Here is a 15,081-nt window from a genome sequence, read left to right as displayed (position 1 = left end):
ATATATGAAATGAGGTTTGAAAGTGATATCAAAAACCATAGAAGAAAATAAAGATAAAGTTATAAAATTATTTAACAATACTTCTGATTTAATCATTTATGAATTTGAAATCCTTTCAGAAGAGAAGGCTATGGTAGCATATTTCAATGGAATTATAGATAGGATTATCTTAAATGAAGATTTGTTGAAACCTTTAAAACAAGATTTAATTTCACCATGGGATGTAAGGTCTACAGTGTATATATCCCCAATCGTTGAAATAACCAAATTTGAAGATATAATCCTTCCTATTTCAAGCGGATGCGTAATCTTGTTTATAGAGGGTTTAAATTTTGCATATAATATCAATCTAGCCAAATGGTCAAAAAGGCAAGTAGAAAAACCAACCACGGAAGTGGTAATTAGAGGGCCAAAGGAGAGTTTTGTTGAAGATATTGTAGTAAATAGAACTCTTATCAGGCGTAAAATTAAAAACAACAATTTAGTTTTTGAAGACTATGTAATAGGAGAGCAAACCAATACGTCAGTATCTGTTGCCTATATGGTGGGAATAGTAAGACCTGAGGTTTTAGATGAAGTCAGAGATAAAATAAAGAAGATAAAAGTAGATAAGATTTTGGATAGCGGCAATATCGAAAGTTATTTAATTGACAAACCAAAAAGCCTTATATCCTCAATAGCCTATTCAGAAAAACCGGATATAGTAGTTAGCAAAATTCTTGAAGGAAGCGTTGCTATTCTATGTGATGGTTCACCAAATGTTCTGACAGTTCCAAATTTATTTATTGAGTGTTTACACTCAGCAGAGGATTATTATATTAGACCTCACCTTGCAACATTCCTAAGAGTAATAAGACTCATATCTCTATTTATGAGTATAACACTACCCGGTATTTATGTTTCGCTTGTGTTGTTTCATCAGGAGATGGTCCCAACAGAACTTTTGATATCCATTGCAGGACAAAGAGAAGGTGTACCCCTTTCTTCACCGCTTGAGGCCTTGCTTATGATATTATTCTTTGAACTGCTTAAGGAGTCGAGCATTAGGTTGCCTCAAGCAGTAGGTGAGGCTGTGACCCTAATAGGTGGCTTAGTGATTGGTACGGCAGCGGTTGAAGCAGGTGTAGTAAGTGCTTTTATGATTATATTAATCTCAGCAACCGGAATGGCTGAATTTGTCAATCCAAAACTTAGGGAGTTAATATCTATTTCTAGGTTAATTTTCCTATTGCTGGGGACTATTGCCGGATTGTATGGAGTAACCTTAGGACTGCTGGTAGGAGCGACTAATATGGTTTCATTGAAATCATTTGGGACTCCGTATATGTGGCCTTATGCACCATACAATAAAGAAGGTATGAAAGACAGTATAATTAAAACACAAATAAAAAAACTGAACTTTAGGCCAAAAGTAATAAGTAACAAAGATTCGATGAAAAGGAATGAAAGAATTGAATAATTTATCTAAAAAGACTCTCATTGTAATTTTTATATTGGCAATTACCATATTGTTGACATCATGTACCGGAGGCAGGGAGCTAAATACCTTGGGAATCGTTGTTGCTACCGGATTAGATCTGGAAGACGGTAAAGTAATTATTACAAATGAAGTGATAAATCCCGCTAAAGGATCCAATTCGGAGAATTCAACTACACAGGAGAATACACTATTTATTCAAGGCATCGGAGATACACTTACAGAAGCTTTTGTAAATACTACTCTTACTTTTGACAGAGAATTATATTTGCCTCATAGTCATATAGTCATATTTGGCGAAGAATTAGCTAAAAGAGGTATAGGGGATTATATAGATTTCCTTAGTAGAAATAATGAACAGCGTGAACAATCTTTTATGTTAGTTGCATTAGGCGCAAAGGCATATGATGTAATGGGAATAAATAGCGGCATTTCACAATCTCCCGGACGTTATATTTATGAAATAGTTAGAGGTGATATCTATAATGATGAGACTAGAAGTTTTACCTTAACTGAATTTTTCAAGTATTTTTACAGACCCCATGAAGGTTTCCTAACAGGGGTCCTAAAGGCTGTTGAAAAACCTCAAATAAATAAGGAAATATCGGAAAATGAAATGACAGTCATATGTGTTAAAGATGCGGCGGCTTTTAAAGGGGATAAACTGATAGGATATTATACGGGAGAAGAAATGATAGGATTTAATTTTATAGTAGGTGAATTGAAAAATGCAATTATTGAATTTGAGTCACCTGATTATCTGGTTGATAAGGATAGAATTAACTCAAGAGCAGGAAAATTATCTTCCGTGCAAGTATTTAGGAGCAAAACTAGCCAAAATTTAAAATTAATAGATGGGAAATTGCATCTATTTATTGATGTCAAATTTAGAGGTATATTGAGGGAAACAACGCAAGGCTTAGATATCAGTCAACCCGGGGTATTAAAAGAGATGGAAAACTCATGCGCAAAAGTGGCAAAATCATATATGGAGCAAGCATTAGAAAAAGGCATGAAAGAATTTGAATCCGACACTTTTGGTATAGGGCAGCTTGTTCACCGGCAATATCCGGATTTATGGAAAGAAATTGAGGATAATTGGGAGGGGATTTTTGTCAATTTGGATTATACGGTAAATGTTACAGCTCGTATAAATGATACGGGTTTCACCAATACTCCTCCAAATATAAGGAAGGGCAAACAACTATGAATTCTGAAAAAATTACTTCAAGACAATTGATACTATTAATTACGACTTTTGGTTTATCTGTGACAATTTCATATATGTTTGCTCTCAATTTGCCTCCTTCTAATCAGGATGTATGGATAATGATTTTACTATCGTTTGTATATTCTCTTATTTTTCGGATTCCGCTGTTATTTTTAAATAATAAATTTCCGGAACTTACTTTGGTTGAAATGTTAGAAAAGATTTTAGGGAAATTTGCAGGAAAGTTTTTTGGCTTATTTTATGCGTTGTATTTTATGGCCTACACAATCTTTATATTAATATTGCAAACCCAGATGACCGGTATAAACATACTGGCTAGTACACCAAATTGGTTAATAATAGGCTTAACGACAATAGCTTGTCTATATATAGGGTCAAAGGATTTAGTGATGATGTGTTGGACAGGTGAATTGGTCACTTCTATAAGCTTGTTTTCCATTGTTTTATTGATATTGTTAGGGTTAAAAAATGTAAATTTTACTTTATTGCTGCCAATATTAAGCGACTCAACCTTTGCTGAAATAAACAAAGGTGCCATCATGTTTTCCTTTTTAACGACTGATGTTTTTGTGCTGATAAAAGCTTCGCCATTTCTTGAAAATAAGAAGAATGTATATAAAATTTTTGTTTACTCCTCTTTATTTTTTACCATAATATGCGCAATTGCTGTGGCAGTTACCCAAGGTGCGTTAGGTTTAGAACAAGCAAGACATACAATTTATCCATTTTTAATATATACCCGAATTATAAATTTTACAGCTGCTTTTGAGAGGATAGACGTAGTTTTTGTTACAACGTGGATAGCCATAAATACGGGAAGAGTTGCTTTTTTTATGTATTTTGGATATATGGCCTTAAAGGATGTATTCAATATAGATAAAAGTAAAGTTCTTTTTATTGTTATAGGAATATTAATTGGAATTATTTCAATATACATAGCCAATAATATGACTATAGTTGTAGCTCAATCAATGATAAATTTGGCACTCATGTTAAGTACAGCCATATTTGTGACTATTATACCGTTAATTGCAATGATTGTTTACTTTTTTAGAAGAAGATCACTGGATACAGAAAAACTTTCAGAAAACTAATAAGGAGAAAAAGCCTATGGAAAAACCCAAAATTGGTGTTGATACAAAGAGATTAGAAGCATGGGATAAGGTTACAGGGACTGCAAAATACAATGCCGATTTCATCACGCCGGATACTTTACATGCTGTGATGCTTGCATCACCCTACGCCCATGCAAAAATCAAAAAAATCGATATAAAAAAAGCATTGAAATCTGAGGGAGTTCTTGCTGTAATAACGGGGGAAGATGCCCCATATCTTACGGGCTCTATGATTCACGATAGACCGCCTATTGCAAGGGATAGAGTAAGATATTTCGGTGAACCTGTAGCTGTTGTAGTAGCAAATACCGAAGAGCAAGGCATGAAGGGCGTTAGCCTTATTGATGTCAAGTATGAAGAACTTCCCGCAGTAAACAAAATTAAGGACGCTATAAAAGAAAATCCAATATTAATTCACAAGGATTTGAGCAGGTATACCTATGCAGCAACTGACATTTATCCAAAGGCAAATACGAATATTATGGATCATGTTAAGATTAGAAAAGGAAATATGAAATTGGGATGGAGCGAGTCGGATGTAGTAGTGGAATCTACATTCTTTTTACCTCAATCAGATCATATTGCAATGGAAACTAGAAATTCGGCAGCTCAGATTATGCATGATGGTACGGTAATTATCAATACGTCCACTCAAGGGCCCTTTGCCGTAAAAGAAGAATTAAGCGATATATTTAAAATTCCCGAAGGCAAAATAATTGTAAAAACACCATTGGTTGGAGGTGCCTTCGGAGGTAAAGCTACAATCCAGTTGGAATACATTGCCTATCTCGCATCTTTAGCTGTGGGCGGCAAAAAAGTTCTAGTCAGAAATACAAGAGAGGAAGACATAATGTCATCTCCGGGCAAGTTAGGCGTAGAAGGATATGTAAAAATAGGCGCAACTTATGATGGAATGATTAAGGCATTGGAGTGCATCTATTATGTAGACTGCGGAGCATATGCAGATACGGCACCTAGAATGGCAAAATCCATAGCTTCTGATTGTTCCGGTCCGTACAATATTGAAAATATTTATTGCGATTCCTATAGTGTGTATACAAATCATGGATACACAACGTCTTTTAGAGGTTTTGGTCATACTGCCAGTACATTTTGCATAGAAAGAATACTGGATAAATTGGCAAAAAAGTTATCTATGGACCCTTCAGAATTAAGAATTAAAAACGCAATAAAAGAAAATGATACCTCTCCTACTCAAGATAAGATAACCTTATCCAATACTGGGGATTTGAATGCATGTATAAATAAACTCAAAAAATTGATAAACTGGGAAGAAGGCACCCTTATTGAAAATGAAGATGGAATGATAAAGGCAAAGGGAATGGCTTGCCTATGGAAGACATCCAATTCCCCTACAGATGCCACTTCCGGTGCTATAATCACAACCAACAGCGATGGAAGTCTCAATTTGAATTTTGGGGCAACAGAAATAGGTCCCGGAATGAAAACTACAATGGCTATGTTATTAGCAGAAAAATTGAAGATGGGAGTTGAGAAAATCCATGTATTTATGGATGTGAATACTCAAGTAAGCCCTATGCATTGGAAGACTGTAGCCAGTATGACGACGTTTATGGTAGGTAATGCCGTATTAAAAGCTGCAGACGATTTGATAAAACAATTAAAACAAGTTGGCGCTATTGCTTTGAAGTGCCAACCGGAAGATTTAGATGTGGGGAATGAAATGATTTATATGAAAACAGATCCAAGCAAATTTGTATTCTTTAAGGATGTAGTCCATGGCTATAAATATGAAAATGGCAATGCTGTATGGGGAGAAATTATAGCAAAAGGCAATTTTATTATGAGACAATTGACACCTTTAGACAAAGAAACGGGAAAGGGAAAGTCGGGTATGTCGTGGACTGTCGGTGCACAAGCGGTAGAAATAGAGTACGATCCCAGAATGCATACCTATAGATTAATAAAGGCAGCAACGGTAATGGATGTTGGCAAGACCATCAATCCCAAAACATCAAAAGGGCTTGTAATGGGAGGAATGAATATGGGTTTTGGCTTGGCTACAAGGGAGGAATTCATACATGATGATGACTGCATACTGCAAACAACATCTTTAAGAACATATAAGGTAATGAGATTTGGAGAACAACCGGAGTATATAGTCGATTTTGTAGAAACTCCGCAAATGGGTGCTCCATTTGGAGCAAGAGGTTTAGCGGAGCATGGTATTTTGGGTATCCCTGCTGCTTTTGCAAACGCCATGTCTTTGGCAACCAAAGAGGAGTTCGATACGTTGCCCATTTTTCCAGAGACAATATACAAAAAGAAAAAAGAGGTGGAACAATGATACCTTTTGAATTTGAATATTATAAACCGGATACCGTTGAAGAAGCGGTAAATCTATATGATAGCTTATCAAATAAAAATAAAAAGGTCATTTATTATGGTGGAGGTACGGAGTTCATCAGCATGGCAAGAAGGTACAACATGTACGCAGATGCGGTCATAGATATAAAGGCAATACCTGAATGCAATGAGTTTGACTTCGATGGTGATGATTTATATATTGGTTCTGCGGTTTCATTAAGTCAAATTGCAGATATAAATAAATTTCCTCTGCTTAGCTTGGTGGTTAAACGAATTGCCGACCATACTATACAAGATAAAATAACTCTAGGCGGCAATATCATTGGCACTATTATCTATAAGGAATCCATATTACCGCTATTAATAGCAAATAGCGATGTCGTATTAGAGAATAAAACCGGAAAGCGAAGGGTTTCTCTAAATAAGGTATTTAATAAAAAACTTTTACTTGATGAAGGCGAAATGTTAGTTCAAGTTATAGTAAAAAAGGAATACGTAAATTTTCCATATCAGCATGTAAAGAGAACAAAAAATGAGAAAATTGATTATCCTTTATTGTCCGTATCAGCATTGAAGGATAATGATACTATCAATGTGGCATTCAGCGGTTTATGTGAGTATCCCTTTAGGGCCAAAAAGATAGAAAAGATATTAAATGAAGATAGTCTCGCAAAGAAGGACAAAATTGACGAGATTATAAAAAATATACCGGGTGAAATTTTACATGATGTAGGCGGAACAAAAGAATATAGAAAATTCATGCTGGGTGCTATTATAAGCGAAATATTGGATAGTTTTCAGGAGGAGGAGTAGATGTTAAAGATACTGGATAGTACGGTTATTACTTTAAACGTTAATGGAGAAGACCGTAAGGTAGTTGCAAAACCCTCTGACATATTATTATATACTTTAAGGAATGAATTAGGGTTAACAGGAGCAAAGCCGGGATGTGAAAATGGAGATTGCGGTGCATGTACAGTACTTATAGATGATATTCCTATAAAATCATGCCTAATGCTTACGGTAGAAGCAATTGGTAAAAGAATCTTAACGGTCGAAGGGTTAAAGAACGCTCCTATTCAAAAATCATTTGTAGAAAACTGGGGTTTTCAGTGTGGGTATTGTACATCAGGATTTTTGATGGTTTGTCATTCTCTTTCGAAGATGCATCCTGATGCAGATGATGTTACCATTCAGGATTGGCTGCAATCCAATATCTGCAGATGTACAGGGTATCAAGAGATAGAATATGCAATAAAATCAATATTAAATGGAGGTTCCTCTGATATTGAAGGATCTACGTTTTAAGACCCTAAAAACTTGACTTCAGCAACTCTTCACTCTTCATTTGTCACTCTTCTTAAAAAGCAGGGATCCTTCGAAAGCAATGCTTATACTGTCCGTCTCACCCTTAGACTACAAAGGGTACACGGCAGGACGACCCAAGGGTCGATTGTGAATTGTGAATTGCCGTGTGCCCGACAGTAGAAATTTCCAAGATTTCATATCTTGTGAAATTTCACTGAGTGGGTATGAATTGTATATTGAGCTGCTTTATATTAGACAATTTGTGTCAAAAATGATATTATATAGAAAAATAAGTATAATATTAATGGGAGAAAAGAATTATGTATGAAAGTACAACTACACCTATGTTTCAAAAAATAGCGCTGGATATTGCCACTGCTATATATACAGGGGAGTTTAAAGAGGGAGAAAAGATACATGGGCGTTCTACCCTTGCAGGAAAGTATAACGTATCGCCAGAGACTATAAGGAGAGCTATTAAGATTTTAGAAGATGTTGATGTCGTTGTATCGGAGAGGGGTAGTGGTATTACTATTTTGTCAAAGGAGAAAGCTTTTAAGTACATTAACAAGTTTAGAAATATTGAAAGTGTAGCCTCTTATAAGACAATCTTGGCAAATCAAATAGCAAAGAAAAATGAACTTGAAAATGATATTTTAGAAACAATTGATAGGATAATAGACTATACAAGCAGATTGAGCAATATTAATCCTATAACTCCATTTGAAATAGCAATACCTGAAAATAGCAAGCTTATAGGCAAATCTATATCCGAACTTAAATTTTGGCAGCATACGGGAGCGACTATAGTAGCGGTAAAGAGCAAAGATGGTCTTGTATTATCCCCGGGTCCTTATTTCACCTTTGAAATAGGGGATGTGTTGCTGGTTATAGGGGAGGATAAGGTATACAATGCAGTCAAATTATATTTAGAAGATTAGTTTTTACCTGTTCTTAGAACAGGTTTTTTTAAATTCAATTTCAATTGATAATAATTATCATTTAGGGTTTATTTTTAATATAATTGGTTATATATATAATATACCTAAAGATAAATTATTTAATGGAGGTTATTTTATATATGGAAAGATTGGTTGGCAGAAAAGCACCTGATTTTAGAATGAACACTTGTGATGGAGATGGATGCAACTTCGGGCAAGTTTCATTAAACAACTATAAAGGTAAGTGGCTTGTCATGTTCTTTTATCCTGCAGATTTTACATTTGTTTGTCCTACGGAAATTACAGGATATAGTAAAAGGATTGAGGACTTCAAAAAATTAAATGCAGATGTTATTTCAGTAAGTGTAGACAGTGAACATTCCCATAAAGCATGGATAAATTCAAGCCTTGGAAAAGTAAATTTCCCTATGGCAGCAGATATGACAAAATCTGTAGCAAGAGACTATGGCATATTAATTGAAGAAGATGGTGTTGCTTTAAGAGGGCTATTTATCATAGATCCTGAAGGAATTGTACGATATTCTGTAGTTCACGATCTGAATGTAGGCAGAAGCGTAGACGAAACACTAAGAGTATTGAAAGCATTACAAACAGGCGGACTGTGCCCGGTAGATTGGGAAGAGGGAGAAAACCTATTATAAAATAAAGTGATCATGGAACCAAGTATTTTTAAAAATACTTGGTTCCATGTTTTTTACTTGGAACATTTAATCCATAATGTAAAAAATAGGGGATTTTTATTATCATAGAAAAATTATTTCTGTAAACAATATATATGAGAAAAGATAAAAGGAGAGATGAAAGAATGACAGTCGTTAATAAATTGGAGTCTGCTCTGGCAAGTGCTAAAAGTTTGTCAGGAGACTTAAAAAGTTTTTCTTTAGATACAGACAATCAAGAAGCTAAACAAATGTTTGGGATGTTGTCCACAAATGCAGATAATATGGTAAATATGATAGAAAGTCGAATAAATACCTTGAAAAATGAAGAACCTCAATATAATCAAGAACAGTAAGTTAGAATGAACGTTTACATTCAAGTGTAAACGTTCATTCTTTTTATGTAAAAATAGATTAATTTGTATATAAAATGGATATGAATTGAATAATGATAAATTTAGGAGTGATGAATTTATGAAATATAAGATGTTGCATACTTGTATTAGAGTAATGGATTTGGAAAAGTCTTTAAAGTTTTATAAGGAAGCTCTAGGACTAAAGGAAACTAGAAGAAAGGAATTTCCGGAGGATGAATTTACATTAGTTTATTTAAGTGATGATTCAGGATATTATGAATTAGAATTAACATACAATTACAATCCTGAAAAGCCATATGAAATAGGCAACGGTTTTAGCCATATCGCAGTTTCCATAGAGGAGCTGGAAGCCTCAAGAGATAGACATAAGGAAATGGGCTATGAAGTGACAGAACTTATGGGATTGCCTGGAGAAAAACCGGGATATTATTTTGTGACTGATCCCGATGGATATGATGTTGAGGTTATAAGAGGATAATTAAATAAAAGTTGATAAAGTCCTTGTTTTTAGATTCAGGGGCTTTTAAATTCTCTAATTATGAGTTAAAATAATGACATCGAAGCTAAAATTAATAAGGGGTGAACTTAGGTGAATGGTTATTATTATGAGACTATAATTGGTAGGATTGGGATCGTAGAAAATGGACATGCTATAACTCATTTGTTTTTTAATGAGATTGATTTAGAAGATATAAATCTAATAGAGACTCCACTATTGAAGAAAGCACATGACGAGTTACAAGAGTATCTTGATGGAGATAGAAAAGAATTTGATTTGCCGCTGGAATTATCAGGTACCGAATTTCAGAAAAAAGTATGGAATGCTTTAATGGAGATACCTTATGGCCAAACAAAAAGTTATAAAGATATAGCCGAAAGAATAGGAAATATAAAGGCATGTCGCGCTGTAGGAATGGCAAACAACAAGAATCCCATTGCCATATTTGTACCTTGTCACCGAGTTATAGGCTCAAATGGCAAGCTTGTAGGGTATGGCGGAGGGTTAGATATTAAGGAAAGGTTATTGGAATTAGAAAGTCGGACAGGGGAAATTTTTAATGCCTGATTGTCATAAAATTAAAAAATAAATCTGGAGGCAATTATGAAAAAAATAATTCTATTTGGAAGTAAATATTGCCCGGACTGTGAACCGGCGAAAGAGTTTCTTTCAAATCATAATGTAAAGTATTTGTATCTTGATATTTCAGAGGGAATGTTAAACTTAAAGAGGTTTTTGAAATACAGAGATAATTGTGAAGAGTTTAATGAAATAAAGGAATTGGGTAAAGTTGGAGTGCCTTGTATAGTTGTAAATGATGGAGAACAAATTTTATTTGACTATAGTAAGTTTGAAATATGATAGGATTATGTACACTGATGGAGGAAGGATGAGGGCTGTATGAAAATTGTGGTATTGGAACCGCTGGAAATTCCCGAAAAAGATATTAGATCCATTGCAAAAAAAACCGTCAATGGGGAACATGAATTAATATTATATAATGACAAGACGGCAGATGTTGAAGTTCTTAAGGATAGGGTGAAAGATGCCAATGTATTGGTAATCGCTAATATGCTTTTGAAAGGAGAAGTTATCAATTCAGCGGAAAAGCTTAAAATGATTTCCATAGCGTTTACAGGAGTAGATCATGTTGATTTAAAGGTTTGTAGAGAAAAAAATATTTTAGTATCTAATGCTGCAGGATACAGCACCAATTCAGTAGCAGAGCTTGCCTTTGGGCTTATAATTTCCTTATTAAGAAATATAGTAGTTTTAGATGAAGTTACCCGGAATGGCGGTACTAAGGATGGATATGGTCAAAATGATTTATATGGCAAAACTCTTGGAGTGATAGGAACGGGAGCCATAGGGAAAAAAGTAGCTGAGATTGGTTTAGCTTTTGGGTGTCATGTCATTGCATTTAACAGAAGTGAAAATAAAGATCTAATTTCAAAGGGTGTTAAATATGTTGATTTAGAGGATATTTTTAAAGAAAGTGATATTGTTACAATTCATTTGCCATTAACGGATTCCACTAGAGGCATAGTAAATAATGACAGATTAAACTTGATGAAGAAAAATTCTATTCTAATCAATACTGCCAGAGGACCTTTAGTAGATAATGAAGCCTTGGCAAATATTTTGCATGAAGGCAAGATATCGGGTGCAGGTATAGACGTATTTGATATGGAACCGCCATTACCCTTTGAATATTCCCTATTAAAAGAAAATAGGGTAATATTAACGCCACATATAGGATTTGCAACTGAAGAAGCTATGATAAGAAGGGCTAAGATAGTATTTGAAAATATATCAGGATGGATTGAAGGCAATCCACAGAATGTGATTTAGTAAAGAAAAAGAGGATATTACTTATAAAAGTTGTATCCTCTTTTTTTGGGTATAATAATATCAAATGCTAAGTGAAGGAAGTGATGCTGTGCCTGATGCTAATATACCTAATAGATTAATAAATGGAAAAAGTCCTTATCTTCTGCAACATGCTTACAATCCTGTTCAATGGTATCCATGGGGTGAAGAAGCTCTAACTAAAGCTAGGTCTGAAAACAAGCCTTTGTTTATATCCATCGGTTATTCCGTATGCCATTGGTGTCATGTGATGAATAGGGAATCATTTAATGATAATGATGTGGCAGATGTGTTAAATAAACACTTTATACCTATAAAAGTTGATAGAGAAGAACGACCTGATATAGATAAAGTTTATATGACATTTGCAGAAGCTATGATGGGTTCTGCAGGATGGCCTTTAAATGTAATAGCTACCCCTGAAGGGAAACCATTTTACATTGGGACATATTTTCCCAAAACAACAAAAAATAGGATGATAGGGATTATAGATTTGTTAAACACTTTAAGTACTATATGGCAAAAAAACAATAAAAAGGTCATTGATGAAAGCAATCATATCTTTACGGAAGTACAAAAATATAGTGATGATTCAAAAGCAGGAAATGTAGATGCAACGATTTTTGATACTGTAAAAGATGTACTTGAAAATCTATATGATAAAAAACATGGAGGATTTGGAACATCTCCTAAATTTCCTATGCCTCAATATTTATTATATCTTCTAAATTATCATGAAATGAAATTTGATGAATCTGCTTTAAATATAGTGGAAACTACTCTAGTAAATATGTATAAGGGAGGAATCTTCGATCATATAGGTTATGGATTTTTTAGATATTCTGTAGATGAAAAATGGTTAGTGCCTCATTTTGAAAAGATGCTATATGACAATGCTCTAATGTCTTTGGTGTATATTAAAGCCTATGAGATAACAAAGAAAGACTTTTATATGGAAGTTGCAAATAAGATATATGAATTTATTATTAGAGATTTATTGGCTGATAATGGAGGATTTTACTCATCATTAGATGCTGATACAGAAGGAGTAGAGGGTAAATACTATTTATTTGATTATGATGAAGCACTAGATTTATTGGGTGAAGAGTGGGGAGGATTATTTAATAGATATTATGACATCACTGAAAAGGGAAATTTTGAGGGGAAAAACATTCCAAATCTACTAAATGTCAGCCTTGAAAATATGGATGCTAATGATTCTGCTATTTTAGATAGCATCTTGCAAATGCTTATTACCTATAGGGGAAAAAGGGTAAACCCTCACAGAGATGAGAAGATATTAACCTCTTGGAATGGACTTATAATAGGTAGTCTTGCTTATGCAGGCAGATTATTGGGAAATAAGTTTTATATCAAAAAGGCTGTGGAGGCAGCAGACTTTGTTATTTCTAAATCTATTGATGAAAATGGGAATTTACTATCCACCCATATTAATGGAAGTAGCTATAATTATGGATATCTTGAGGACTATGCATTTTTTATCTATGGTCTGATCAATATATATAAAGCCAATTTAGATGATAAGTATCTGGATATAGCAAAGAAACTTACGGATGATATGCTGGATATATTTGGAGATGGGGAAAATAAAGGATTATACTTCTACGGCAAATATTCTGAAAAGCTTGTATTAAGGCCTAAAGAATATTATGATGGAGCAATTCCTTCAGGAAATGGATTTGCCCTTATAGATTTGATGTCCTTGTTTGTTTTAACCGGTGAAGAGAGATATGCTAATATTCACAATGAGATGATTCATAGTTTTGGGGAAAGTATAAATACCAATCCTCTGACGTATTTATACTCAGTAATGAGCTTAAATAATTTTATCGGATAGGTTAATCATGTATCGGATGAGGCATAAATAGAATAAACATACAATCCATATAAAAAAGGAGAGTTTAATAAATATTGAAAGAATGGTTTACAAATTCAATTTTTAATATATAATAAATATTATATATCAACGATGATCAAGAATAGTAGTTATATAAAAGGACTAAAGCGAATTAGGGATGGTGGGAGCCTAATGTTACTTTTATAATGAATGGGCTTGAGAGTATTGCTTGAAAAAGTAGAGCAAGGGTTAATCACCCATAAAAGATTAAGAGTTGGCTTTTAGAATAAAGCAATTAGAGTGGCAACGCGGAAACCTTTCGTCTCTTTTAGAGAGTGAAAGGCTTTTTTAAATTTTTGATAAGGAAGTGTTAATATGGAAAGAAAAGTTGTATTTAGTGGAGTTCAACCATCAGGAGCACTAACTATAGGCAATTATATCGGAGCACTAAGCAATTTTGGTGAATTGCAGAATGAGTATGACTGTTATTACTGCATAGTAGATTTACATGCTATCACTGTACCTCAGGTGTCTGCTGATTTGAGGAAAAGAACCCTTGATGTGCTGGCTTTGTATATGGCTTGTGGATTAGATCCTGAAAAATCAACATTATTTATTCAGTCACATGTACCTCAGCACGCAGAACTATCGTGGGTTTTAGACACCATAACATATATGGGACAGCTTAATAGAATGACCCAATTTAAAGAAAAATCCAAAAAATCAGATGAAAATTTAAATGCAGGTTTATTCACTTATCCTGTTCTAATGGCAGCAGATATACTGTTATATCAAACGGATTTTGTTCCTGTAGGTGAGGATCAAAAACAGCATTTGGAGCTTGCAAGGGACTTGGCAGAGAGATTTAATAATAGGTATAGTGAGACATTTAAAGTACCTGAACCGTTGATCAGAGAATTTGGGTCAAAGATAATGAGCTTACAAGATCCAACGAAAAAAATGTCTAAGTCTGATAACGACGAGAATGGCTATATTTTAATATTGGATAGCGAAGATGCTATTAGAAGAAAGATAAAAAGGGCAGTTACTGATTCTAAAGGAGAAATTTCATACAATGATGAACAAATGGGATTAAAGAATTTGCTTAATATTTATTCCACATTTTCAAATGAGGATATAGCTGACATAGTAAATAAATACGAAGGTCAAGGCTATGGTAAATTTAAAGAAGACTTAGCTGAGATAATAATCGAAGGACTGTCCCCAATAAAAGATAGATTCAATTATTTGATTAAGAATAAGGATTATCTGGAGAAAACCTATACCGGAGGGGCTGAAAAAGCAAAATATCAAGCTGAAAAGACTTTAAGAAAGGTATATAGAAAAGTAGGATTTATACAAAAATAAATAGTAGGG

15 protein-coding genes and 1 other annotated feature are annotated in these 15,081 nt (G+C 34.0%); all 15 genes read left to right on the top strand.

Annotated elements, in window-relative coordinates:
• The first annotated feature begins 22 nt into the window (after positions 1–22).
• The 15 genes from H8707_RS14545 to trpS all read left to right on the top strand — a co-directional run bounded on the left by H8707_RS14545 (position 23) and on the right by trpS (position 15,072).
• Complete coding sequence (locus tag H8707_RS14545; protein ID WP_262430876.1) at positions 23–1,459, top strand: spore germination protein; 1,437 nt, start codon at positions 23–25, stop codon at positions 1,457–1,459.
• Positions 1,443–2,687: a Ger(x)C family spore germination protein gene (locus H8707_RS14540; RefSeq protein WP_262430875.1), complete on the top strand. Its 1,245-nt coding sequence runs from the start codon at positions 1,443–1,445 to the stop codon at positions 2,685–2,687. Before H8707_RS14545 ends, H8707_RS14540 begins: the two co-directional genes overlap by 17 nt.
• Positions 2,684–3,802: a GerAB/ArcD/ProY family transporter gene (locus H8707_RS14535; RefSeq protein ID WP_262430874.1), complete on the top strand. Its 1,119-nt coding sequence runs from the start codon at positions 2,684–2,686 to the stop codon at positions 3,800–3,802. The genes H8707_RS14540 and H8707_RS14535 overlap by 4 nt, the downstream gene beginning before the upstream one ends.
• A gap of 16 nt (positions 3,803–3,818) precedes the next feature.
• The gene (locus tag H8707_RS14530) at positions 3,819–6,152 is read left to right on the top strand and encodes a xanthine dehydrogenase family protein molybdopterin-binding subunit (RefSeq protein ID WP_262430873.1); all 2,334 of its coding nucleotides are present in this window, start codon (positions 3,819–3,821) and stop codon (positions 6,150–6,152) included.
• The gene (locus H8707_RS14525; RefSeq protein WP_262430872.1) at positions 6,149–6,985 is read left to right on the top strand and encodes an FAD binding domain-containing protein; all 837 of its coding nucleotides are present in this window, start codon (positions 6,149–6,151) and stop codon (positions 6,983–6,985) included. The genes H8707_RS14530 and H8707_RS14525 overlap by 4 nt, the downstream gene beginning before the upstream one ends.
• On the top strand, positions 6,986–7,480 hold the full coding sequence (locus H8707_RS14520) for a (2Fe-2S)-binding protein (RefSeq protein WP_262430871.1): 495 nt from the start codon (positions 6,986–6,988) through the stop codon (positions 7,478–7,480).
• A gap of 320 nt (positions 7,481–7,800) precedes the next feature.
• On the top strand, positions 7,801–8,421 hold the full coding sequence (locus H8707_RS14515; protein ID WP_262430870.1) for a TrkA C-terminal domain-containing protein: 621 nt from the start codon (positions 7,801–7,803) through the stop codon (positions 8,419–8,421).
• A 140-nt stretch (positions 8,422–8,561) separates the two neighbouring features.
• The gene (locus tag H8707_RS14510; protein ID WP_262430869.1) at positions 8,562–9,083 is read left to right on the top strand and encodes a peroxiredoxin; all 522 of its coding nucleotides are present in this window, start codon (positions 8,562–8,564) and stop codon (positions 9,081–9,083) included.
• A gap of 134 nt (positions 9,084–9,217) precedes the next feature.
• Positions 9,218–9,457: a DUF1657 domain-containing protein gene (locus H8707_RS14505; RefSeq protein ID WP_262430868.1), complete on the top strand. Its 240-nt coding sequence runs from the start codon at positions 9,218–9,220 to the stop codon at positions 9,455–9,457.
• 118 nt (positions 9,458–9,575) lie between these two features.
• Positions 9,576–9,956: a lactoylglutathione lyase gene (gene gloA, locus H8707_RS14500; RefSeq protein ID WP_262430867.1), complete on the top strand. Its 381-nt coding sequence runs from the start codon at positions 9,576–9,578 to the stop codon at positions 9,954–9,956.
• Between the two features lie 111 nt (positions 9,957–10,067).
• Positions 10,068–10,544 carry a methylated-DNA--[protein]-cysteine S-methyltransferase gene (locus tag H8707_RS14495; RefSeq protein WP_262430866.1) on the top strand — a complete coding sequence of 159 codons (477 nt, stop codon included), beginning with the start codon at positions 10,068–10,070 and terminating at the stop codon, positions 10,542–10,544.
• Positions 10,545–10,580: 36 nt separating this feature from the next.
• Positions 10,581–10,838 (top strand): glutaredoxin domain-containing protein, encoded by a 258-nt coding sequence (locus H8707_RS14490; protein WP_262430865.1) that lies wholly within the window; start codon positions 10,581–10,583, stop codon positions 10,836–10,838.
• Positions 10,839–10,877: 39 nt separating this feature from the next.
• Positions 10,878–11,828, top strand: coding sequence for an NAD(P)-dependent oxidoreductase (locus H8707_RS14485; RefSeq protein ID WP_262430864.1), 951 nt, complete (start codon positions 10,878–10,880; stop codon positions 11,826–11,828).
• A 64-nt stretch (positions 11,829–11,892) separates the two neighbouring features.
• Positions 11,893–13,704: a thioredoxin domain-containing protein gene (locus H8707_RS14480; protein ID WP_262430863.1), complete on the top strand. Its 1,812-nt coding sequence runs from the start codon at positions 11,893–11,895 to the stop codon at positions 13,702–13,704.
• A 123-nt stretch (positions 13,705–13,827) separates the two neighbouring features.
• Positions 13,828–14,034 (top strand) — a binding site (T-box leader).
• Positions 14,035–14,079: 45 nt separating this feature from the next.
• Positions 14,080–15,072 (top strand): tryptophan--tRNA ligase, encoded by a 993-nt coding sequence (gene trpS / locus H8707_RS14475; RefSeq protein ID WP_262430862.1) that lies wholly within the window; start codon positions 14,080–14,082, stop codon positions 15,070–15,072.
• Positions 15,073–15,081 lie beyond the last annotated feature (9 nt).

Source organism: Paratissierella segnis (genome assembly GCF_014385195.1).
GTDB classification, from domain to species: domain Bacteria; phylum Bacillota; class Clostridia; order Tissierellales; family Tissierellaceae; genus Paratissierella; species Paratissierella segnis.
The sequence above is the reverse complement of the archived record's forward strand: the minus strand, read 5'-3'. Positions and strand labels throughout refer to the sequence as shown.